Raw genomic sequence first — 22,804 nt, forward strand, 5'->3', positions numbered from 1 at the left:
CCGGCCCGCGGCCCGCGTCTCCGAGGGGCGCGTTCATGAGCCCGCTCGTCATCGCCAACCCCGTCGAGCCCGCCGAACTCGCCGATGCGCTCGGGCTGCACCGGCCCACCCCCGAACAAGCCACCGTCATCGCCGCGCCCGTCGAACCGTCCCTCGTCGTCGCCGGGGCCGGGGCCGGGAAGACCGAAACCATGGCCGCGCGGGTCGTCTGGCTCGTCGCCAACGGGATCGTCAGCCCTGACCGCGTCCTCGGCCTCACCTTCACCCGCAAAGCCGCGCGCCAGCTCGGCGAACGCGTCCGCGCGCGCCTGCGCCGCCTCGCCGGGTCCGGCCTCCTCGACCGCCTCGATCCGACCGGCGGCCTGCGGTCGACCGTGGTCGCCGGCGAACCCACCGTCCTCACCTACCACGCCTACGCCGGCCGCCTGCTGTCCGAACACGGCCTGCGCCTGCCCGTCCAGCCTGGCGTCCGGCTCCTCTCCGAGACGTCGTCGTGGCAGATCGCGCACCGCGTGGTGTCCACTTGGGACAACGAACTCGACACCGACCGCGTCCCGCCGACCGTCACCGCCGACCTCCTCGCGCTGGCCGGCGAGCTCGGCGAGCACCTCGTCTCCACCGAAGAGCTCGCCGAGTACACGACGTGGCTGTGCAACGTCATCGAAAACGCCCCGCGCGCCAAGGGACAACGAGCCGCGCTGCCGCAGAAGCTCACCGAAATCATGGCCGCGCAACACTTCCGGCTCGCCCTCCTCCCGCTCGTCGACGACTACCACCGCCGCAAGCGCAACGAAGGCGCGCTCGACTTCGCCGACCAGATGTCCCTCGCGGCCCAGCTGGCCGGCGGGTACCCGTCGGTCGTGCGCGGCGAACGGGAGCGCTACGGCGCCGTCCTCCTCGACGAATACCAGGACACCGGACACGCCCAGCGCGTGCTGCTGCGGGCGCTGTTCGGCGGCGTCGAGAACCCGCCGATGCCGGTCACCGCCGTCGGCGACCCCGCGCAGGCCATCTACGGCTGGCGCGGGGCCAGCGCCGCCAACCTGCCCCGGTTCACCACGGACTTCCCGCGCTTCGACGGCGAACGGCTCGTCCCCGCGCACGAATTCGGGCTGCTGACCAGCTTCCGCAACCCGCCGGAGATCCTCGACCTCGCGAACGCGATCGCCGAACCGTTGCGCGCCCGCGGCCTCGGCGTCGAACGGCTGCGGGCGCGCGACGGCGCCGGGCCCGCGGACCTCGCCTGTGCGCTGCTGCCGGACATCCGCGCCGAACGCGCGTGGGTCGCCGACGCGCTCGCCCGGCGCTGGTACGCCCACCAGGAAGAAACCGGCAAGCCGCCGTCCGCCGCGGTGCTGGTCCGGCGCCGCGCCGACATGGCGCCGATCGCCGCCGAACTGCGGGCGCGCGGGCTGCCCGTCGAGGTTGTCGGGCTCGGCGGGCTGCTGGACGAACCCGAGGTCGCGGACCTCGTGTCGACGCTGAAGGTGCTCGCGGACCCGCTGTCCGGCAGCGCCGCGGCCCGGCTGCTGACCGGCGCGCGCTGGCGGCTCTCCGCCGCCGACGTCGCCGCGCTGTGGCGGCGCGCCGGCGAGCTGTCGAGCCCGGAAAAGCCGGACACGCCGGAACTGGTCGTCGAGCGCGTCGAGCAGGCCGGGCTCATCGACGCCATCGATGAGCCGGGCGACCCGGAGCGGTACTCCCAGGAGGGCTACCAGCGGATCCGGCGGATCGGGTGGGAGCTGGCGGCGCTGCGGCGGCGGCTCGACCAGTCGCTGCCGGAGCTCGTCGCCGACGTCGAACGCACCATGCTGCTGGACGTCGAATCGCTGGCCCGGCCCGGATCCGCGGGACGGGCGCACCTGGACGCGTTCGCCGAAGTCGTCACCGACTACGCCGAAACGGCGCCGACCGCCACCCTGCTGTCCTTTGTGGACTACCTGAACACCGCCGCGCACGCCGAAGACGGGCTCACCCCCGGCGAGGTCGAGGTCGTGCCGGACCGCGTGCAGGTGCTGACCGTGCACTCGGCGAAAGGCCTCGAATGGGAGGTCGTCGCCGTGCCGCACCTGGTGCAGGACGTCTTCCCCGGGCGCCGGCGGTCGTCGTCGTGGCTGCGGACGGCGACGTCGCTGCCCGCCAAGCTGCGCGGTGACGCCGAAGACCTGCCGACGCTGGCCATCGCCGAGGGCTACGACCGCAAGGAAGTCCAAGAAGGACTGGAGCTGCACGAAGCCGGGTTCGTCGAACGGGAACAGGCGGAAGAACGGCGGCTCTGCTACGTCGCGCTGACGCGGTCCGAGCACGCGATGATCGTCTCCGGGCACTGGTGGAACGAAAGCAGCAGCCGCGCGAAGGGGCCGTCGGAGTTCCTCACCGAGATCGCCGACGTCCTGCGCGAAACCGGCATCGGACAGCTCGCGGAGTGGGCGCCGGAACCGGACAAGGACGACGAAAACCCGCTGGTGACGGACTCGCGGGCGGCGCGCTGGCCGGTCGACCCGCTGGGTGACCGCCGCACCGGCGTGCAGACCGGCGTCGAGCTGGTGTCCGAAGCCCTGGCCGCCGAGCCTTCGGACGAAGACGAGGACGACGATCCCGACGGCTGGCTGACCGACACCGACGTCCTGCTGGAGGAGTGGGCGCGCAAGGACGACCACGTGCACCGGGTTCCGCTGCCGTCGCGGCTTTCGGTGAGCCAGCTGGTCGCCCTGGCCGACGACGCCGGCCGTCTCGCCGCCGACCTGCGCCGCCCGCTGCCGGTGGAGCCCAACAGTTTCGCCCGCCGCGGCACCGAGTTCCACGGCTGGCTGGAGCGCCGCTTCGCGGGCGACCAGCTCATCGAGATCGACGACCTCCCGGGCGCGGCCGACTTCGGCGAGGCCCCCGACGCGGACTTCGAGGAACTGCAGACGGAGTTCGAGAAGAGCGAGTGGGCGGCGCGGGTCCCGGTGGCGGTGGAGGTGACGTTCTCGGCCGACGTCGAAGGCATCACCCTGCGCGGCCGGATGGACGCGGTGTTCGCCGACCCCGACGGCGGCTGGACGGTGGTCGACTGGAAGACCGGCGCGGTCCCGCCGGAGTCCCGCATCCCCGCGCTGTCGGTCCAGCTGGCGGCGTACCGGATGGCCTGGGCGGCGCTGAAGGACGTCCCGGTGGAGCGGGTCCGCGCGGCGTTCCACTACGTCCGCGCGAACCGCACGATCCGCCCGGCCGACCTCCTGGCCCCGGAAGCCCTCCGCGGCCTGCTCCGCGACCTCCCCGAAGCGTGATCAGCCCCGCAACTCGCGTGATCGGGGACGTGACTGGCGTGATCGGGGACGTGACTGGCGTGATTGGAGCCGGAACTCGCGAGATCCGGCCCTGATCACGCGGGATCCGGGTTCGGTCACGCGGGATCCGGGTTCGGTCACGCGAGATCCGGGCTTGATCACGCGGGTTACGCGTTGTCGCGGACCTTCAGGGCCCAGGCGATCAGGGGCCACTGGAGGGGGAGGCGGGCCCAGGCGATCGCGCGCTGGGGGGCCGGGGCCGAAGCCGCGTCCAGCGCCATCTTGACGTTCCCCGGGAAGACGCCCAGGAAGAGGAGGGCGGCCGCCAGGCCGCCGAGGCGGCGGGTGCGGGGTGTCGCCACCGCGGCCGCGACCGCCAGTTCCGCCACGCCCGAGCCGTACGTCCAGGCCCGCCGCGAGCCCGGCAGCGACGCCGGGATCAGGCCGTCGAACGGCTTGGGGACGGCGAAGTGGAGCACGCCCATGAAGCCCAGCGCGCCCGCCAACACGTGCGCGGGCCGTTGCGAGGTTGCCATGGACTCATCGTTCCACGCGGCGGCGCGGTGTCCGGTTCGGCTATCCTCCGGGCGTGAGTGACGCTCGACACGAGCCAGCATGAAGGCGCTCAAACGGTTGCCGCTGGGCAGTCTCACCGATCGGCCCGACCACGAGCTCGTCGGCGTCCTGCGGATGCCGGAGCTGACGGTCAGCCCGCTCCGCTCGATCGTCAAGCGGATCATCGGTGCGACGCTCGCGCTGCTGGCCACGGTGGTCATCGTCTACCTCGACCGCGACGGCTACCGCGACGCCAACGGCGACGGCCTCTCCCTGCTGGACAGCCTGTACTACGCCACCGTCTCGCTCTCGACGACCGGCTACGGCGACATCGCGCCGGCCACGTCGTCCGCGCGGCTGGTGAACGTCCTGGTGATCACCCCGCTGCGGGTGCTCTTCCTCATCGTCCTGGTCGGGACCACCCTGGAAGTGCTCACCGAGCGCTCCCGCCAGGCGTTCAAGATCCAGAAGTGGAGGACGAAGGTGCGCGACCACACCGTCGTCGTCGGGTTCGGCACCAAGGGCCGGTCCGCCGTCAACGCGCTGCTCGGTGACGAGGACGTCGCCCCGGAGCAGATCGTCGTCGTCGACACCGACCAGCAGGCCCTCGACGCGGCGAGCGCGCTCGGCCTCGTCGCCGTGCACGGCTCGGCCACCCGGGCGGACGTCCTGCGGGTCGCCGCGGTCCAGCACGCGCGGGCGGTCGTGGTCGCCCCGAACCGGGACGACACGGCGGTGCTCGTCACGCTCACCGCCCGCGAGCTGGCGCCCAAGGCGCACATCGTCGCGTCGGTGCGGGAGGCGGAGAACGTCCACCTGCTCAAGCAGTCGGGCGCCAACCAGGTCGTCGTCTCCAGCGAGACGGCCGGGCGGCTGCTCGGCATGGCGACGTCGACGCCGCTCGTCGTCGACATCATGGAGGACCTGCTGACCCCCGAATCGGGGCTGGCGATCGCCGAACGGGCGGTCGAACCGTCCGAAGAGGGCGGTTCGCCGCGGCACCTGGCCGACCTCGTCCTCGGCCTGGTCCGCGACGGCGTCCTGTACCGCGTGGACGCCCCGCAGGCCGACGCCATCGAACCGGGCGACAAGCTGCTTTACGTCAAAAAGGTCACCCAGGCGGAGAAGATCGAGCGGTGACCAGGGCGCCTGGGTTTTGCCCGCGGGATCTGGAACCATGGCCGGGTGCCCCCGCGATCCCTCGCCCTCACGTGGCCCACGGTGGCGATCCCCGCCGCGGCGGGTGTGCTCGTCGTGCTGCTCGCCTGGCTGGCCGGGCCCGGCCTGCTCGGCATCGGCAACGACGTCCTGGGTGCGCCGGTGCAGGCGGAGGTGACCAAGCCGGCGCCCTGCGGCCAGGCTGACGCGAAGGAAACCGTCAAGTTCACCGTCGCCGGGAAGGCCCACGAAGGCACGCTCGACGGCTGCGGGCACGGCCAGGGCGAGCGGGTCGAGGTCGCGGTGCCGGACGTGCTGCCCGACACGGGGTCGGTCACCGTCACCGCCGCGGACACGTCGATGGGCGCGTCCGACGCCCGGCGCCCGCTCGGCCTGGCTCTGCTGGTGTTCGCGTGCTTCTCCGGCGGGATGTTCGCCTACCTGTGGCTGAGCATCCCGCTGCGCACCAGAACCGGCCCCAGAACCGCTAGCTGACCTCGGACGACGGCGCCGCGAAGGTGTTGCAGTCGGCGATCCGGTTGCTCGTCGCGCCCGCCCGCCACCAGGACGCGTAGTGCGCGTTCGTCCCGTGGTCGTGGCTGCGGGAGGTGTTGTCGCCGCGGGTCTCCTGGTCGTTCCAGGCCTTGTTGTACATGTCGCGGCTGATCGTGCCGCCCTGGTCGACGTGCGCGCCGAGGAACATCCCCGAGAAGCACTGGGCCTGCAGTTCCTTGCGCCGCGACATCTCCAGCCCGGCCGGGCTGTTCTGGCCCGCTTCGTAGATCTTCTGCCAGGCCGCGTCCATCAGCCCGGCGACCTCCTGCACGTGGTGGCCGTACTCGTGGGCGAACAGGGCCAGGTAGACACCCGGGTTGTTGCCGTACTGGTCGGTCTGCAGGCCGCGGAACGGGACGTACAGGTTGTTTTCGCAGTAGTACGCGGCGGTCGCGATGCCGACCTGGATCGTGCCGCACTCGGTCTCGAAGCTCGCGCCGGTCGGGAAGTGCAGCGACGGCGGCGTGAACGGCAGGTGGTAGGCCTCGAGGAACGGGCCCCACGCCGCGTCCAGGCACTTGCTGGCCGCGGTGAAGAACGCTTCCGCGCCGTTCTGCGTGCTCTGCCAGGCCGGCAGCGTGCAGACGCGGTTCTGCAGGCCGGCGTTCGGGTCCTGCAGGATCGGGTGGTCGGCCAGCTTGAGGATCTTCTGCGGGCCGGTCGGGCTGGGCGTGGAGAGCTCGGTCGCCGGGTTCGACGCCGACGCCGGGGCCCCCGCGCCGCCGGGCGGCAGCTGCTGCGGGGGGACGTCCTGGGACGACGGGACGTCGCGGAGGTTCGGGTTGGCCAGCGGCGTGTCGTCGCGGTTGAGGGCCACGATCGCGACCAGCCCGAGCACCAGCACGGCCACCGCGCCGAGGCACACGCCGATGACGGCCGCCGGTGACCGGCGCCTCGGTGCGGACACGGTGTGCGGGCGGCCCAGCCACGGGAGATCCGGTTGCGCATCCGGCACCGGCGGCGGCTGAACGGTTCCGCGAGGCGGTTCCTGGCCGGGGGGCGGTTGCGTCACTAGGCAGTCCCGAAGGGTCTCGGTACGGACCGGGGGTACCCGATCCCGCCATTCAGCATATCGGGGGAACGGCCCGTCTCGCACCCGTCCGTGCGCACCGCGTCACGACGCACCGACGTCACCCCAGGTCTGGCCGGGTGCAACGGGCTCTGAGAGAGTGTTGCCAAGCAGGTACTGCAGGCGAGGGGCTTCGATGACAGACACCGGTGGCGCGCCCGGCGGCGAGGGTGCCGACACGCCGACTCCGAGCCAGGGCGTGCCCTCGGCTCCCGCCCCCGGATCGAGTGAGCCGAAGCCACCCGGAGATCACGCCGCGTCACCGCCGACGCCGCCCCGCGGCTGGCAGGCACCGGACACCCCGGCCGCACCCGCGACCCCGCCGCCGGGCTGGCAGCACGGGTCGTCCTACCGGCCGGACGCGCTGCCGCCGTTCACCGGGCAGCAGCAGTACCAGCCGCCGCGCTGGAACCCGGACGGGCTCGGCAAGCCCGGCGTGATCGCGCTGCGGCCGCTCAACATCGGCGACATCCTCGACGGCGCGATCACCGCGATCCGCCGGCACGCGCTGCTGATCCTCGGCATCGGCGCGGTGGTGGCGGTGCTCAGCGCCGCGCTCACGTTCGTCCTGCAGAGGTACGTCCTCACCGACCTGGAGAGCTTCGCGACCACGGTCGAACTCGGCCCGGCGGCGACCGAAGAGGAGCTGCGCAACGCCCTCTTCGGCACGTTCGGCGACCTGTTCATCGTGCTGATCTCCTCGACGCTGGTCTCGACGCTCCTGCTGACCGTCACCACCGGCCTGATGGCCGCGGTGATGGGCCGGGCCGCGCTGGGCCGCGAGGTCAGCTTCGGCATCGCCTGGCGCGAGGTGCAGCCGCGGCTGCTGCCGCTGCTCGGCGTGGCGTTCGTCTACGCGCTCCTGAGCACCATCGGCGTCATGCTCTGCATCATCCCCGGCGTGCTCGCCTGGGTGTTCTGGGCGCTGGCCGCCCCGGCGCTGGTGCTCGAGCGCGGCACGTTCCGGGAGGCGTTCGCGCGGTCGGTCAAGCTGGTCGGCGGCGGCGCGTTCTGGCGGGTGCTCGGCGTGCTGCTGCTGGCCCGGATCATCGAGTCGTTCTTCGAGAACATCATCCAGCTGCCGTTCACCATCGGCACGGGCATGTTCAGCCAGATGTTCAACCCGGGCAAGGTGACCGTGCCGAGCACCGGTGACCTGCTGCTGGCGTCGGCCGGGCAGATCATCGCCGGCACCGTCGCGATCCCGTTCGTCGCGCTGGTCACCGTGATCGTCTACCTCGACCAGCGGATGCGCCGCGAAGGCATGGACATCGAGCTGGCTCGCGCCGCCGGGGTGCAGCCGCCCCCGGCATGGTGACCTTCCGGCTGACGGACGTCCCGGTCGACCTCGACCGGGACGCGGCCCGCCGCGCGGCCGAGCAGGAACTCTCCGACCCGAAGTACCGCGAGGCGCGGCCGAGCTTCCTGCAGGAGATCGGCCGGTGGCTGGGGGAGCAGCTGGACAAGCTGCTGAACAGCCTGTCCTCGGACGTTCCCGGCGGGATCTTCGGCGTACTGCTGGTCCTGGCCCTGCTGATCGTGCTCGTCGTGGTGATCCGGGTGCGCACGGGCAAGGTCGCCCGCGCGGCGCGGGCCGAGCGCGTCGTCTTCGGCGGGCAGCGCAAGAACGCCGCCGACTACCGCCGCTCGGCCGCGGAAGCCGCCGCCGCGGGCCGGTTCGACGACGCGGTCCGCGACCGCTTCCGCGCCGTCGTGCGGGCCCTGGAGGAACGCGCGCTGCTCGACGTCCGCTCCGGGCGGACGGCGGACGAAGCCGCCGCCGAAGCCGGGCAGCTGCTGCCGAACGTCGCGGACCAGTTGCGGCAGGGCGCCCGGCTCTTCGACGACGTCCACTACGGCGGCCGCGAAGGCACCGAAGCGGCGTACCGGACCCTGACCGAGCTGGACGAACGCTGCCGCCGTGAGCGGCCGGTCGCCATGGCGGCCCAGTGAGCACCTCGGTCTCGCCGGATCTGCGCCGGATCTGGCGCGGTGCCCGGATCCCGCTCGCCCTCCTCGTCCTGATCTTCGTCGCCGGGGCCTTGCTGCTGCTCGGCCGGGGCGAGCAGGCCTACGGCGCCCTCGAACCCGGCTCGTACGAACCCGGCGGCGCGCACGCCCTGGTGAAACTGCTGAAGGACCAGGGGGTCGACGTCCGGACCGCGCACACGGTCGCCGAAGCGGACGCCGAAGTCGGCGAGGACACCACGCTGCTGGTGACCGCCCCGGACCTGGCCCCGGCGAAGCGGTTCGACGCCCTGCGGGAGCGCGCGGCCGACGTCGTCCTGGTGACGCCGGGCGAGGTGACGCTGCGGGATTCGCTGCCGCTGGTGCACCCGGCCGGGCGCAGCGACGTCGGGACGTTGCCGCCGCAGTGCACGGTCGCCGCGGCGGTCGCGGCCGGCGAGGTCACGCTCGGCGGGATCGGCTACACCTCGCCCGGCGCGCGCTCGTGCTACCCCGGCGAGGACGGCGGCGGCACGCTGCTGCAGCTCGCCGAGGGGAACCGCACGACGACGCTGCTCGGCACGCCGGCCCCGCTGACCAACCAGCGGCTCGCCGAGCAGGGCAACGCGGCCTTGTCGCTGCGGCTGCTCGGCGCGCACCCGAAGCTCGTCTGGTACCTGCCGACCACGTCCGACCCGGCGCTGGACGACTCCCGCCGGTCGATCTTCGACCTGATCCCGGACGGCTGGTACTACGGCGCCGCGCAGGCGCTCGTCGCGGTGGCCCTGCTGGCGTTGTGGCGGGCCCGCCGGCTCGGCCCGGTGGTCACCGAGCCGCTGCCGATCGTCGTCCGCGCGGCCGAAACGGCCGAGGGCCGCGCCCGGCTGTACCGGCGGGCCAAGGCGGCCGGGCACGCGGGCGAGACGCTGCGGGAAGCCGCGCGCGGCCGGCTGCGGACCGCGCTGGGCCTGCCGCGCGACGCCGACGCGGCGGCGCTGGTGGCGTCGGTGAGCACGCGGACCGGCCGTCCGGCGAACGACGTCGGCGCGATCCTCTACGGCCCGCCGGTGCCGGATGACCCCGCGCTGGTCCGGCTGGCCGGCGAACTCGATCAGGTGGAACGAGAGGCAGGGCGAACTTGACCAGCGGTACCGAGAACGCGACCGGGGCCCGCGACGCGCTGATCGCGCTGCGCGCCGAGGTCGGCAAGGCCGTCGTCGGCAACGAAGCCGCCGTCACCGGGCTGATCCTGGCGCTGCTCTGCCGGGGGCACGTGCTGCTCGAAGGCGTCCCGGGCGTGGCGAAGACGCTGCTGGTGCGGGCCCTGGCCGCGGCGCTGGACCTGGAGACCACGCGCGTGCAGTTCACGCCGGACCTGATGCCCGGCGACGTCACCGGCTCGATCGTCTACGACGCGCACAGCGGCGAGTTCTCCTTCCGCGAGGGGCCGGTGTTCACCAACTTGCTGCTCGCCGACGAGATCAACCGGACGCCGCCGAAGACGCAGTCGTCGCTGCTGGAGGCGATGGAGGAGCGGCAGGTTTCGATCGATGGCAAGTCGCGGCCGCTGCCGGACCCGTTCATCGTGATCGCCACCCAGAACCCGGTGGAGTACGAGGGCACCTACCCGCTGCCGGAGGCGCAGCTGGACCGGTTCCTGCTCAAGCTGACCATGCCCGCGCCCTCGCGCGAGGACGAGATCGGCATCCTGTGGCGGCACGCGCAGGGCTTCGACCCGCGCAACCTCGCCGCGGCGGGCCTCAAGGCCGTCGCGGGAGCTCCCGAACTCGCGGCGGCGCGCGAAGCCGTGGCGCGGGTGACGATCGGGCCCGAGGTGATCGGGTACGTCGTCGACCTGTGCCGGGCGACGCGGTCGCTGCCGTCGGTGCGGATCGGCGTTTCCCCGCGTGGCGCCACGGCGTTGCTCGCGGTGACCCGCGCGTGGGCGTGGCTCGCCGGACGCGACTACGCGACGCCCGACGACGTCAAGGCCCTCGCCCGGCCCGCGCTGCGGCACCGCCTGGACGTGCGGCCGGAGGCCGAGCTCGAAGGCGTCACCGCGGACGGCGTGCTGGACCGCGTGCTCGCGTCCGTGCCCGTGCCGCGCTGACATGGCCGTCACCGGAAGGCTCGGGCTGCTGGCGCTGTTCGGCGCGCTGGTGGTCGGGCTGCTGCTGCCGTCGACCACCGGGCTCCTGGCGGTCGGCGCGGTGCTGCTGGTGCTCGTCGCCGTCGACCTGGCGCTGGCGGGCAGCGTGCGGGCGCTGACGTTCGCGCGCTCGGGCGGCACCTCGGTCCGGCTCGGCGAGCCGTGCGAGGTGCGGCTGGTGGTCGCGAACCCCGGTGGCCGTGCGGTGCGCGGGCAGCTGCGCGACGCGTGGCCGCCGTCGGCGGGCGCGGCCGACCGGCATGCCGTGCACGTCCCGGCGGGGGAGCGGCGGGCCCTGGTGACGTCCCTGCGGCCGACCCGGCGCGGAGACCGGACGGCGGCCCGGGTGACGGTCCGCTCGGTGGGCCCGCTGGGCCTGGCCGCCCGGCAGGGGTCGCACGCGGTGCCGTGGACGGTCCGGGTGCTGCCGCCGTTCCACAGCCGCAAGCACCTGCCGTCCCGGTTGGCGCGGCTGCAGCAGCTCGACGGCCGCAACGCGGTGCTGATCCGGGGCCAGGGCACGGAATTCGACTCGCTGCGCGAGTACGTCATCGGCGACGACGTCCGCTCGATCGACTGGCGCGCCACGGCCCGCGCGGCGGACGTCATGGTCCGCACGTGGCGCCCCGAGCGCGACCGGCACGTGGTGCTGGTGCTGGACACGGGCCGCGTGTCGGCGGGCCGCGTGGGCGACGCACCGCGGCTGGACGCGGCGATGGACGCGGCATTGTTGCTGGCCGCCTTGGCTTCCCGCGCGGGCGACCGCGTCGACCTGCTGGCCTACGACCGCCGCCTGCGCGCGGCGGTGCAGGGCTCATCGGGGGCGTCCCTGCTGACGTCGCTGGTGAACGCGATGGCGCCGCTCGAGCCGTCGCTGGTGGAGACGGACGCGCGCGGGATGATCGCGGAGGTCCTCCAGCGGACCCGGCGGCGCGCGCTGGTGGTGCTGCTGACCGGGCTGGACGCGGCACCGCTGGAGGAGGGCCTCTTCCCGGTGCTGAGTTCGCTGACGGGCCGGCACGAGCTGGTGGTCGCGTCGGTGGCGGACCCTCGGGTGGCGGAGATGCTGTCGGCCCGCGGGGACGCGGAAGCGGTGTACGACGCGGCCTCGGCGGCCCGCACGACGGCCGAGCGCCAGCGCGTGACCGAACGCCTGGTGCGGCACGGGGTGCACGTGGTGGACGCGGTCCCGGAGGAACTGCCGCCGGCGCTGGCGGACCGTTACCTGGCCTTGAAGGCCGCGGGACGGCTCTAGGCCGACTCGGGCAGCGCGTCGCCGGCGTCGCGGGCGTCCAGGTCGCCGACCTCGCCGTCCTTCGCCGCGCGGCGGCCCAGCGTGAAGACGTACACCAGGAACGCCACCTCCACCGCCGCGCCGATGCCCACCCGCAGCCACGTCGGCCAGCCCGACGGCGTCACGAACGCCTCGATCACGCCGGACACCAGCAGCACGCACGTCAGCCCGAGCGCCATCACCACCACCGACCGGCCCTGCTCGGCGAGCGCCGCCGTGCGGGAGCGGCGGCCCGGGTCGATCACCGTCCAGCCGAGCTTCAGCCCCGTTCCCGCCGCGACGAACACCGCCGTCAGCTCCAGGAGGCCGTGGGGGAGCAGGAGGCCGATCATCACGTCGCCGCGGCCGGCCGCGCTCATCGCGCCGATGATCATCCCGGCGTTGAGCGAGTTCAGCCAGAGCGCGCCGAGCACCGGCAGGCCCAGCGCGACGCCGAGGAACAGGCAGGTCGCCGCCACCCACGCGTTGTTCGTCCAGACCTGCGCCGCGAAGGACGCCGCCGGTCCCGTCGAGTAGTACGTTTCCGCGTCGCCGCCGGGCTTGGTCAGCTCGCGCAGCTCGTCCGGCGTCCCGAGTGACGCGCGCACGAGCGGGTCGCGCGCGACCCAGACGGCGATCACCGCCATCACCGCGATCGACACCAGCGCGGCCGGGATCCACCAGCGCCGCGAAAGGTAGACCGCGGCCGGGAACCGGCGCGTGAAGAACCGGGCGACCTCGCGCCAGGCCGGGTTGTGCGACCCGGAGACCGCCGCCCGGCCGCGGGCGACCAGGTCCGACAGCCGGCCGAGCAGCGCCGGGTCCGGCGCGACCGACCGCACGATCGACAGGTGCGTCGCGGTCCGCTGGTAGAGCGTCACCAGCTCGTCGGCTTCCGGCCCGGTCAGCTTGCCGCCGCGCCGGGTCAGCTCGCCGAGCCGGGTCCACTCCGCCGCGTGCGCGGCGACGAAGACGTCCACATCCACACCGGCCACCCTATCCGTCGATACGCTGGTCTTCGTGCACGAGGAATCGGAGCTGGTCACCGGCGAAGCGGTCGTCCTGGACCTGCGCGTGGCCAAACTCGCCAGCCGCGCGCTGGCGATGGCGCTGGACGTCCTCCTGCAGCTGGCCCTGCTGCTGGCGGCGGCCATGGTGCTTTCGTTCGTGACGCCGGCCGACGACGAGTCGCTCTTCGTGGCGCTGCTGCTGGTCTTCGTCGTGCTGGTCATGGTCGGCTACCCGGTCATCTCCGAGACGCTCACGCGCGGCCGCTCCCTGGGCAAGATGGCGGTGGGCCTGCGGGTGGTGCGCGTCGACGGCGGCCCGATCCGCTTCCGGCACGCGCTGGTCCGCGGCCTCGGCGGCTTCGTCGTCGACTTCTGGGCGCTCGGCCTGTTCGGCGCGGTCGCGGTGATCGTGTCGCTGTGCTCGTCGAACGGCCGCCGCGTCGGCGACTTCCTCGCCGGGACGCTGGTGGTCCGCGAGCGCGTCCCGGACGGTGCGGCGTACGCGGCGATCGGCATGCCGCCGGGCCTCGAAGGCTGGGCGTCGCAGCTCGACCTGACCCGCCTGCCGGACGACCTCGCGCTGGCCAGCCGCCAGTTCCTCGCCCGGTTCCGCGAGCTGCGCCCGGAGGCGTCCCACGCGCTCGGCTGGGGGCTCGCGCAGCAGGTGGGCAACGCGCTGGGAACGCCGGTGCCGCCCGGGGTACCGCCGTGGGCGTTCCTGGCGGCGGTGCTGGCGGAGCGGCGCAACCGCGACCACGCCCGGGCGGTCCAGGCCTACCAGGCCCGGCTCGCGGCGGCGCGGGGGCAGCTGCCGCAGCCGCACCCGGCGGCGGCCGGTGTCCCGGCCGTGGCGCAGCCGGATCCGCCGACGCCGCCGACGGGGGTGGAGAACCCGTTCACCCCGCCGAGCTGACCGGCGTCACGAGACGTCCCCCGAGGGGGAGAGCCAGGTGTTGCACTGCTGGTTGCGGTTCTTCGTGGCGCCGTGCTGCCACCAGCTGATGTTGTGCTTGGCGCTGCCGTGGTCGCGTTTGCCGTTGCGGGCGTAGTCGTCGCCGCGGTCCTGGGCGTTCCAGGCTTCGTTGTAGAGGTTCTTGTCGACCGAGCCGCCGGAGACCGACGCCGAGCCGAGGAACATCCCCGAGAAACATTGGGCCTCGAGTTCCATGCGCCGGGACAGTTCCAGGCCGGCCGCGGAGTCGGCGCCCGCGTCGTAGCGCTGGTTGGCGAACGCCTCGGTGATGCCGGACATGTTCTGCACGTGGTGGCCGTATTCGTGGGCCAGGATCGACAGGTACGGGCCCGGGTGGTTGCCCCACACGTCGAGCTCGATGCGGTCCATCGGCATGTAGATCGTGTTGTTCGCCGAGCAGTAGAACGGCGTGACACCGGTGGTGGTGCCGCCGCTGCCGCACGGCGTCGACGATTCCGACAGCGACCGCGGCACCGACAGGTTCGGCGACCGGAACGGCAGGTCGACGGCGCCGAGCATGCGTGACCACATCGCGTCGAGGCAGCCGATGCCGGACTGGAAGAAGCGCGTGACGCTGTTCTGGTCGGTCGCCCAGCGGCTCAGCGAGCACGGGACGTTCTGCAGGCCGTAGTCCGGGCTGCCGAACAGCGGGTTGTTCCCGGTGGCCGCAACCGACCGCGGCCCGGACGGCGGCTGCGAGGTCGCCGTCCGTCGTTCGGTGGTCCGGGCGGTCGTGGTTTCCGCGGCCGACGACGTGGTCGCGGTGGTCGTCGCTGCGGTGGTGGTTTCTTCGGTGGTGGTCGGATAGGTGCTGGAGTAGCCGGCGTCGGCGACATGCCGCTTGTGGTTCCCGGACAGCGCAACGGCGGCGATGAGCCCCCCGGCGACGGCGACGATGGCGAAGATGGCGACGGCGACGACGACACCGGTGTTCGACTTCTTGGCGACGTAAGGGGTGTAGCCGGGCGCGAACCGCGGCCCGAATGCGGGAGGTGCGGCGTAACCCGGCGCGAAGACGGGCACCGCGGCCGCGGCCGGAGGTGGCAGCGGAGCCCGCGCGGGCGGCGGGAGGGGGTGGCCGAACGGCCCGGTGGGCGGCCCGTACGGACCGCGCGGCGGCTGCGGGAGGCCCGGCTGCTGCGCGGGCGCCCCGAAGGGGCCGGGTGCGCCACCGGGGCCGGGTTGGTGCGCGGGGTTCCCGAAAGGGCCGGGTGCGCCCTGGCCCGGCTGCTGCGCGGGCGCCGCGAACGGCCCGGGTGCGCTACCGGTGCTGGGTTGTTGCGCGGGCGGTCCGACGGGGCCGGGTGCGCCCGGGCCCGGCTGCTGCGCGGGCGGGCCGGAGCGGTTCGGCGGCCCACCCTGCCCCGGCAGCGGCCGCACCCCCGGTGGCGGCAGCGGCCGCGCTCCCGGGGGCGGCTGCGGCGGCCGGCCCGGCTGCGGCGGCCGGCCCGGTGGCTGCGGGCGGCGCGGGTCGTGCGGGCCGGAACCGGGACCCGGACCGGCACCAGGACCGTGCGTCATCGAATGGAACCCCCCGTGCGTTTTCCCCGTCCGAAGCGGCGTACCTGCGGTGATCGCGCCGTTCCGGGCGTCAGCATAGATCGAGTGCTCTAGGGTGTGGTGCTGTGTCGATGAAATGGGGGGCCGCCGCCGCGATCGCCGTCGCGGCCGTGCTGGTGACCGCCGGGCCCGCGGCCGCGCAGGGGCCGTCGGCCGGGCCCGTGCTGCCCAACCTGCCCGACGACCAGTCCAAGAAACCCCAGCTGCTCGGCGGCCAGGACGTCCGGCCGCCCGAAGGCGCCACCGCCGACGTCGCCCTCAAGGTCCTCCGCGACGGGACCCTCTCCGTCACCGAACACGTCACCGTCCCCGGTGGGCAGCACCTCACCTCGCGCGTCCCGCTCAAGGTCCCCGCGGGCGACGACCAGGACCGCGTCTTCGCCGTCCGCGACGTCAAGGCCGAAGGCGCCACCACCGAGCTCACCGGCGACCAGCTCGTGCTCACCTTCCCCGCCGGCACCAGCAGTGTCACCTATACCGTCGACGGCGCCATCGCCGACCAGAACGGCCGCCAGCAGGCCCGGTGGCAGGTCGCCAGCGGCTTCGACACCCCGCTGGCCAAGCTCACCGCGTCCCTCGTCGCCCCGGCGACCCAATTGTCCCCTGTGGACTGTTTCGCCGGCCCGGTCGGCTCGAACCAGCGCTGCACCCTCGCCGAGCTCGACCACACCGGGGTCGTGCGGCTCGAACAGAACGACGTCCGCCCCGGCGACCGCGTCGACCTGCTCGTCGGCCTGCCCGCGGGCACCACCCCGGCGAACGCGCAGTTCGCCGCCATCGGCCTGCTGGCCAACGCCTTCGCGCTGACGCCGCCGACCGGGATCGCCTTCGCCGTCCTGCTCGTCTTCCTCGTCGCGGCCGCCCTTTTCGTGTGGCGGCGCCGCAAGCAGGACGCCGGCGCGCTGCGCACCGCCACCGGCCCGGTCGAGGTGCTCCTGCGCGACGGTGACCGAGTCTTCTTCGCCAGCCCCGACGGCGTGCTGCCCGGCCAGGTCGGCACGGTCGTCGACGAGACCGTCGACGTCGTCGACATCAGCGCCACCGTCGTCGACCTCGCCGTCCGCAACTACCTGTGGCTGGCCGAAGTCCCGGGTCCCGACTGGCAGATCGCCCGCCGCAACCCGCCGGACGAGCACCTCCACGACTTCGAACGCGCCGTCTGCGAAACCCTGCTGCCGCCGGGCACCGACACCGTGCTCGTGTCGCAGCTGCGCGCCCGCGGCGGGCTCGACCTGCGCCGGATCAGCGACGCGATGTACGCCGACGTCGTCAGCAAGCGCTGGTTCTCCCGCCGCCCCGACACCGCCCGCGGCCGGCTGACCTGGCTCGGCGCCGGGATCTTCACCCTCGGCCTGGTCACCACCGCGGTGCTCACCTTCACCGCGGGGTACGCGCTGCTCGGCGTCGCCCTGGCCCTGGCCGGGCTCGCCGTCGTCGCGGTGGCCGCGCTGCTGCCGTCCCGCACCGCCCGCGGCCGGGCGCTGGCCGGGCAGGTCCGCGGGCTGCTCGACTACCTGCACACCGCGCGGGCCGACGACATCCCGCCCGCCGACCGCGAGCTGGTGTTCTCCCGCTCGCTGCCGTACGCGGTCGTCCTGGGCGACACCGAACGCTGGCTCGGCACCTTCGCCGCGCTCAACCCGTCGGCCGACGGCTCGGCCGGGCTGTACTGGTACGGCGGCATGGAAGCCGAGCCGGACCTGCGCCGCTTCGGTGCGCACTTCCCGTCCTTCCTGACCGCGCTCGACGGCGTCCTCACCGCCGCCGCGGCCCGCTGACCGTGCTCGCGGGGGCGGTCCTCGCGCTCGCACTGGCCGCCGGCCCCGCGGACCAGCCGCCGTTGCCCACCGTGCCGCAGAGCGCGGAGATCCAGCTCAAGGTCCAGCGCGACGGCTCGCTCTCGGTCGTCGAAGCGATCTCGGTCCCCGACGGCCTCACGATGGATCGCCGGGTCGCGCTGCGGGTCGCCGCGCCCCACCACCGCGACCGCGTCTACGGCGTCCGCGACGTCGTCCTCGAAGGCGGCGGGACGGCGAGCGTGGACAAAGACGCCTTCACCGTCCACCTGACGCCCGGCACGTCGATCGTCCGGTACACAGTGGACGGTGCGGTCGCCGGCGACCGGGTCACCTGGGAGCTGGCCGGCGGCTGGAGCACCGAGCTGAAGTTCCTTCGCGCCTCCTTCGCGGCGCCGAAGATCCCCACCGCCGTCGACTGCCTCGTCGGCGACCTCCCGTGCGCGGCCGCGCAGATCGACCACGCCGGGCTGACCCGGTTCAGCCAGCAGAACCTCGCCGCGGGTGACCGGATGACGGCGACCGTCGAGCTGCCCGCGGGAACCGTTCCGGCGAACGAGGTCCTGGTCCCGGCGAAGACGATCGCCGGCGCGTTCGTGCTCACCGCGCCGGTCGGCTGGGCCTGGGCGGCCTTCGCGGGCTTGCTGCTGGTCACCGCTCTGCTGGTGGGCCTCGCGCGCCGCCGTGACGCCGATCCGGGGACGGCGCCGAAGGCCGAGCCGGTCACCGCGAACGGCGAGTTCGCGTCCCCGGCCGGGGTGCTGCCGGGCCACGCCGGGGTCCTCCTGCGCGGCCGGGCCGGGCCCCTCGACCTGGCCGCGACCGTGCTCGACCTCGCCGTCCGCAACTACCTCTGGGTCAGCGAAGACGGCACCCGGCTGAGCCGCCGCAACCCCGCCGACGAGCACCTGTCGCCCTTCGAACGTGCCGTCTTCGCAGCCGTCCTGCCGGAAGACACGGTGACGCTCGCCGAACTGCGGCAGCGACGCGTCGAAGTCCCGCGCGCGGAGCTGGCCGCCGACCTCGTCCGGCGCGGCTGGTGGGCGGCGGGGCGGCTTCGCCGGGCCGGCCTCCGGGTCGTCTGCTACGGCGTGTTCCTCACGGTGCTGCTGGCCCTGACGGTCGGGTACGCCCAGCTCGGCGTGCTCCTCGCGCTGGCCGGGGTCGCCGCCGTCGCCGCCTCGGTCGCTCTGCCCGCGCGGCGGCGAGCGGGCGCCGAGGTCGCGCGCCGGCTCCGCGGCGTCACCGCCGTCCGGGTCAAGGACCTCGACAAGCCGCAGCGCGAGCTCGTCTTCTCCCGTGGCCTGCCGTACGCGCTCGCTCTGGGCGAACTGGCGCCCTGGGTGGCTGCCTTCGACGGCCTCAAGCACCCGCCGCCGGTCTACTGGCACGCCGGCGACGTCCGCCCTGACCAGGCCGGATCCTTCGCGACGGCGCTCACCGGCACCTTCGCCGCCGCCCACCGCGCCCACCGGCTCGAGCTCGTGAGTGGTAAGGAGGGTTAGAACCCGCCTTACCACTCACGAGCCGGGACGCCGGGAAGCGCGGGGTCGTCGTAGGGTGGGGCCATGGCCGATCCCGAGCTCGTCCGATACACCCTCGACAACGGTCTGCGCGTGGTTCTCGCCCCCGACGCGACCGCGCCGGTGGTCGGCGTCAGCGTGCACTACGACGTGGGTTTCCGCTCCGAGCCGGAGGGGCGCACCGGTTTCGCGCACCTCTTCGAGCACCTGATGTTCCAGGGCTCCGAGAGCCTGGAGAAACTCGCGCACTTCCGGCACGTGCAGTCCAGCGGCGGGACCTTCAACGGGTCCACCCACCCGGACTACACCGACTACTTCGAGGTGCTCCCGAGCGCCGCGCTCGAGCGGGCGCTGTTCCTCGAAGCCGACCGGATGCGCGCGCCCAAGCTGACCGCGGAGAACCTGGCGAACCAGATCGACGTCGTCAAGGAGGAGATCCGGCTCAACGTGCTGAACCGGCCCTACGGCGGGTTCCCGTGGATCACCCTGCCGCCGGTGCTCTACTCGACGTTCCCCAACGCCCACAACGGCTACGGCGGCTTCGAGGACCTCGAAAGCGCCACGGTCGACGACTGCGCGGCCTTCTTCGACACCTACTACTCGCCGGCCAACGCCGTGCTGACCGTGGCGGGCGACTTCGAGGTCGACACCGCCAAGAAGCTGATCGAGGACCACTTCGGCGACGTCCCGCACCGGCCGGCGCCGCAGCGGCCGTCGTTCGCCGAGCCGCTGCCGACCACCGAGCTGCGCGGCGAGATCGAAGACGCGCACGCCCCGCTGCCCGCGCTCGGCATCGGCTACCGGATGCCGGACCCGATCAACGACGTCGACAGCTACCTGGCCTACCTCGTGCTGGCCGGCGTGCTCACCGACGGCGACGGCTCCCGCCTGCAGCAACGGCTGGTCCACAAGGAGCCCCTGGTCGTCGACATCGGCGCCGGTGCCGGGCTGTTCGGCCCGTTCGAGGCCCGCGACCCCGATACGTTCACCATCACCCTGATCCACCCGCACGAGGTGCCCCGCGAGCGCGTGCTCGCCGCGCTGGACGACGAGCTGGAGAAGCTCGCCGAGACCCCGCCGAGCGAGGAAGAGCTGCGCAAGGTCACCGCCCGCTGGACGGCGAGTCTGCACTCCGAGCACGACAGGCTGGTGTCGCGGACCCTGGCCCTCGGCTCGTTCGAGCTGCTCTACGGCGACGCGTCGCTGGTGTACCGGCTCGCGGACCGGATGTCCGCCGTCACCGCGGAGGCCGTGTCGGCGGCGGCGAAGGCGCTGCGCCCGGACGCGCGCGCCGTGCTGGTGGTCAAGCCCGCTTCGGAAGGGAACAACGAGCAGTGACTTCAGCAACGCACCGCAGCGCGGAGGAGATCGGCCGCACCGCGCGGGGGCCGCGGCCGCTGCCGCCGCTCGGCGAGCAGCGGGCCGCCGCCGATCTGTCCCATGTGGACACGACGCTGGCGAACGGCCTGCGCGTGGTGGCCGTCCGCAAGGCGACCGTGCCGATGGTCGAGGCGCGCCTGTGGATCCCGTTCGCGGGCGACGACCCGCTGCACCCGGCGACGGCCGAGGTGCTCGCCGAGACGATCCTGACCGGCACGGCCCGCCGCAACCGCATCGAGATCGACGCCGAGCTGGCCCTGATCGGCGGCGACATCGGCGCGGGTGTCGACCCGGAGCGCCTGGTGCTCACCGGGTCCGCGCTGGCCGACAAGCTGCCGACGTTCCTCGACGTCCTCGGCGACGTCCTCACCGGGGCGACGTACGCCGACGAGGAGATCGCCCGCGAGAAGGAGCGGCTGGTCGAGCGGATCGCCGTCTCGCGCACGCAGCCGCGCACGATCGCGCGGGAGGCCCTGCAGAAGCACCGCTACGGCGACCACCCGGCCACGCGCGAGGTCCCGCGCGCCGAAGACGTCGCGGTCGTGACGCCGGAGCAGGTGCGGGCGCTGCACCAGGCGTCGGTGCTGCCGCGGGGTTCGGTGGTGGTGCTGGTCGGCGACCTCGACCCGGCCGGTGTCGTCGGCGACCTGGAGAAGGTGCTCGGCGGCTGGGCGTCCGACCGCTCCGCCGTCCGGCTGCCGCCGCTGCCCGACCTGACCGGGCCGAGCGTGCTGCTGGTGCCGCGCGCGGGTGCGGTGCAGTCGCAGATCCGGCTCTCGGCGCAGACGATCCCGCGCACGGACCCGGGTTACGCGGCGCTGCAGCTGGCGAACCTGGCCTACGGCGGGTACTTCTCGTCGCGGCTGGTGGAGAACATCCGCGAGAACAAGGGGTACACGTACTCCGCGCACTCCGGCTTCGAGTTCACCGACGGCACGGCGGTGGTCAACGTCGACGCGGACACGGCGACCGACGCGACGGCCCCGGCGCTGCTGGAGACCCGCTACGAGCTGGGCCGCCTCGGCCAGGTCCCGCCGTCGGGCGACGAGCTGGAGTCGGTGCGGCAGTACGCGATCGGCTCGCTGCTGACGTCGACGTCGTCGCAGGCCGGGCTGGCCGGGCAGGTGCTGGCGCTGGCGTCGACCGGGCTGGGCCTGGAGTGGCTGAACGAGCACCCGGCGCGGGTGGCGGCGGTGACCGCGGACGACGTCGCCGAAGCGGCGCTGAAGTACTTCGCGCCCAAGCGGTTCACGGGCGTGGTGGTCGGCGACGCGGCGGTGCTGGAGCGCAAGCTCCTGGCGCTCGGCGACGTCGTCGTGGGCGAGCCGGCCTGATGTCGGTCCCGTTCACCCTGGGGGACCTGCCGACCCTGTCCCGGTCCACAGTGGACCGTCAGGAAGGCTTGCGCACCAACCCCGCACGGCTCGCTTCGCGCTGGCCGGACGCCCGGGTCGTCCTCCTGGACGACGCCGGGCGCACCCCGGTGGCCGAAGGGGCGTCGACGCTGGCGTTCCGGAAGGCGATCGACTTCGGTGCTTCGCCGCCGGAGGACGCGGTGTTCCTCGGCGAGTGGCAGGACGTCGATTATTGGTCGCTGCCGGGCGGCCCGTCGGGCGCGGCCGACACGGTGAAGATGGCGGGCAGCTGGGGTTTCGTGGAGGAGGTCCCGCGCGCGGACGGCGAGGTCTGGGTCGAGCTGCGCGGCTACGGAGACCTCCTGGACGACACGTCGGCCGGGCTCTTCACGACGGCCCAGGCGTTGCGCTTCTGGCGGCGTCAGGCCCGGTTCTGTACGCGGTGTGGCAGCCCGACGGAGCTGATCCAGTTCGGCTGGGCGAGCAAGTGCACGAACGACGGGCGCGAGGAGTACCCCCGCACGGACCCGGCGGTGATCTGCCTGGTCCACTCGGCGGAGGGCGTGAACGGCTCCCACGTGCTGCTGGCGCGCCAGCCGATCTGGCCGGCGGGGCGGTACTCGGTGCTGGCGGGGTTCGTCGAGGCGGGGGAGTCCCTGGAGGCGTGCGTGGTCCGGGAGATCCGCGAAGAGGTGGGCGCTTCGGTGTCCGACGTGCGGTACCTGGGCAGCCAGCCGTGGCCGTTCCCGAGGTCGATCATGCTGGGGTTCACGGCCCGCGCGGACCGCGCGCTGCCGTTGGTGCCGGCGGACGGGGAGATCGAAGAGGCGCTGTGGGTCTCGCGGGCGGAGGTGCGGGAGGCGTTCGAGAACAGCGCCGACCGGGGCGCGGGTTCTCGCCCCACGCCGATCGCCGGCGGCGCGGCGGAGATCATCCTGCCGGGGAACTCGTCGATCGCCCGCGTGATGCTGAAGGCCTGGGCGGACGCGGAGGAGTAACCGCCCACCACCGAACGCGACCATGAAACGGCCCCGGCTTCCCACCGGGGCCGTTTCGTTGCTCCCGGCGCACGGCCCGGCCCCCAAGCGCCCCAATGTGGCGGGGGGGGGGGGGGGGGGCCCCCCCCCCCCCCCGCGGGGGGGGGGGGGGGGGGGGGGCCGCCCCCCCCCCCCCCCCGGCGGGGGGGGGGGGGGAGGGGGGCCAACCCCACCAAAAAAAATTGGTGGTGT

18 protein-coding genes are annotated in these 22,804 nt (G+C 73.8%); 14 read left to right on the forward strand and 4 right to left on the reverse strand.

Going from position 1 to position 22,804, the window contains the following annotated elements; all coding sequences use genetic code 11:
• The first annotated feature begins 35 nt into the window (after window positions 1–35).
• Window positions 36–3,272, forward strand: a complete 3,237-nt coding sequence (locus ACWEF6_RS16730; RefSeq protein ID WP_449683733.1) for an ATP-dependent helicase — start codon at window positions 36–38, stop codon at window positions 3,270–3,272.
• 167 nt (window positions 3,273–3,439) lie between these two features.
• Here the strand turns inward: ACWEF6_RS16730 and ACWEF6_RS16735 are convergent, their stop codons facing one another.
• Window positions 3,440–3,808 (reverse strand): DoxX family protein, encoded by a 369-nt coding sequence (locus tag ACWEF6_RS16735; protein ID WP_449683734.1) that lies wholly within the window; start codon window positions 3,806–3,808, stop codon window positions 3,440–3,442.
• Between the two features lie 79 nt (window positions 3,809–3,887).
• Here ACWEF6_RS16735 and ACWEF6_RS16740 point away from each other — a divergent pair, with 79 nt between their 5' ends.
• Window positions 3,888–4,967, forward strand: a complete 1,080-nt coding sequence (locus ACWEF6_RS16740) for a potassium channel family protein (protein ID WP_449683735.1) — start codon at window positions 3,888–3,890, stop codon at window positions 4,965–4,967.
• Between the two features lie 81 nt (window positions 4,968–5,048).
• Window positions 5,049–5,480, forward strand: coding sequence for a hypothetical protein (locus ACWEF6_RS16745; RefSeq protein WP_449683753.1), 432 nt, complete (start codon window positions 5,049–5,051; stop codon window positions 5,478–5,480).
• Here ACWEF6_RS16745 and ACWEF6_RS16750 read toward each other — a convergent pair.
• Window positions 5,473–6,495 (reverse strand): neutral zinc metallopeptidase, encoded by a 1,023-nt coding sequence (locus tag ACWEF6_RS16750; protein ID WP_449683736.1) that lies wholly within the window; start codon window positions 6,493–6,495, stop codon window positions 5,473–5,475. The genes ACWEF6_RS16745 and ACWEF6_RS16750 overlap by 8 nt on opposite strands.
• Window positions 6,496–6,745: 250 nt before the next feature.
• Here ACWEF6_RS16750 and ACWEF6_RS16755 point away from each other — a divergent pair, with 250 nt between their 5' ends.
• The 5 genes from ACWEF6_RS16755 to ACWEF6_RS16775 are packed head-to-tail and all read left to right on the forward strand — an operon-like array spanning window position 6,746 to window position 11,960.
• Window positions 6,746–7,927, forward strand: a complete 1,182-nt coding sequence (locus ACWEF6_RS16755; RefSeq protein WP_449683737.1) for a hypothetical protein — start codon at window positions 6,746–6,748, stop codon at window positions 7,925–7,927.
• A complete protein-coding gene (locus ACWEF6_RS16760) occupies window positions 7,921–8,562 on the forward strand; it encodes a DUF4129 domain-containing protein (protein ID WP_449683738.1) in 642 nt (213 codons plus the stop codon). The genes ACWEF6_RS16755 and ACWEF6_RS16760 overlap by 7 nt, the downstream gene beginning before the upstream one ends.
• Window positions 8,559–9,698: a DUF4350 domain-containing protein gene (locus ACWEF6_RS16765; RefSeq protein WP_449683739.1), complete on the forward strand. Its 1,140-nt coding sequence runs from the start codon at window positions 8,559–8,561 to the stop codon at window positions 9,696–9,698. Before ACWEF6_RS16760 ends, ACWEF6_RS16765 begins: the two co-directional genes overlap by 4 nt.
• Window positions 9,695–10,666, forward strand: coding sequence for an AAA family ATPase (locus tag ACWEF6_RS16770; RefSeq protein WP_449683740.1), 972 nt, complete (start codon window positions 9,695–9,697; stop codon window positions 10,664–10,666). Before ACWEF6_RS16765 ends, ACWEF6_RS16770 begins: the two co-directional genes overlap by 4 nt.
• Window position 10,667: 1 nt before the next feature.
• Complete coding sequence (locus ACWEF6_RS16775) at window positions 10,668–11,960, forward strand: DUF58 domain-containing protein (RefSeq protein ID WP_449683741.1); 1,293 nt, start codon at window positions 10,668–10,670, stop codon at window positions 11,958–11,960.
• Here ACWEF6_RS16775 and ACWEF6_RS16780 read toward each other — a convergent pair.
• Window positions 11,957–12,964 carry a stage II sporulation protein M gene (locus ACWEF6_RS16780; RefSeq protein ID WP_449683742.1) on the reverse strand — a complete coding sequence of 336 codons (1,008 nt, stop codon included), beginning with the start codon at window positions 12,962–12,964 and terminating at the stop codon, window positions 11,957–11,959. The genes ACWEF6_RS16775 and ACWEF6_RS16780 overlap by 4 nt on opposite strands.
• Window positions 12,965–12,998: 34 nt before the next feature.
• On the opposite strand from ACWEF6_RS16780, the gene ACWEF6_RS16785 reads away from it, so the two are divergent.
• Window positions 12,999–13,901 carry an RDD family protein gene (locus ACWEF6_RS16785; RefSeq protein ID WP_449683743.1) on the forward strand — a complete coding sequence of 301 codons (903 nt, stop codon included), beginning with the start codon at window positions 12,999–13,001 and terminating at the stop codon, window positions 13,899–13,901.
• 6 nt (window positions 13,902–13,907) lie between these two features.
• On the opposite strand, the gene ACWEF6_RS16790 is transcribed toward ACWEF6_RS16785, so the two are convergent.
• Window positions 13,908–14,984 (reverse strand): neutral zinc metallopeptidase, encoded by a 1,077-nt coding sequence (locus ACWEF6_RS16790; protein ID WP_449683744.1) that lies wholly within the window; start codon window positions 14,982–14,984, stop codon window positions 13,908–13,910.
• A 608-nt stretch (window positions 14,985–15,592) separates the two neighbouring features.
• Between ACWEF6_RS16790 and ACWEF6_RS16795 the strand changes: the two genes are divergently transcribed.
• The 5 genes from ACWEF6_RS16795 to nudC all read left to right on the forward strand — a co-directional run bounded on the left by ACWEF6_RS16795 (window position 15,593) and on the right by nudC (window position 22,573).
• A complete protein-coding gene (locus ACWEF6_RS16795; RefSeq protein ID WP_449683754.1) occupies window positions 15,593–17,299 on the forward strand; it encodes a DUF2207 domain-containing protein in 1,707 nt (568 codons plus the stop codon).
• A gap of 2 nt (window positions 17,300–17,301) precedes the next feature.
• The gene (locus ACWEF6_RS16800) at window positions 17,302–18,822 is read left to right on the forward strand and encodes a DUF2207 family protein (RefSeq protein ID WP_449683745.1); all 1,521 of its coding nucleotides are present in this window, start codon (window positions 17,302–17,304) and stop codon (window positions 18,820–18,822) included.
• 63 nt (window positions 18,823–18,885) lie between these two features.
• Entirely contained in the window at window positions 18,886–20,178 is a 1,293-nt protein-coding gene (locus tag ACWEF6_RS16805) for a M16 family metallopeptidase (protein ID WP_449683746.1), read from the forward strand.
• A complete protein-coding gene (locus ACWEF6_RS16810; protein WP_449683747.1) occupies window positions 20,175–21,554 on the forward strand; it encodes a M16 family metallopeptidase in 1,380 nt (459 codons plus the stop codon). Before ACWEF6_RS16805 ends, ACWEF6_RS16810 begins: the two co-directional genes overlap by 4 nt.
• Window positions 21,554–22,573: an NAD(+) diphosphatase gene (gene nudC, locus ACWEF6_RS16815; RefSeq protein ID WP_449683748.1), complete on the forward strand. Its 1,020-nt coding sequence runs from the start codon at window positions 21,554–21,556 to the stop codon at window positions 22,571–22,573. The genes ACWEF6_RS16810 and nudC overlap by 1 nt, the downstream gene beginning before the upstream one ends.
• Window positions 22,574–22,804 lie beyond the last annotated feature (231 nt).

Source organism: Amycolatopsis sp. NPDC004772, from assembly GCF_053601215.1.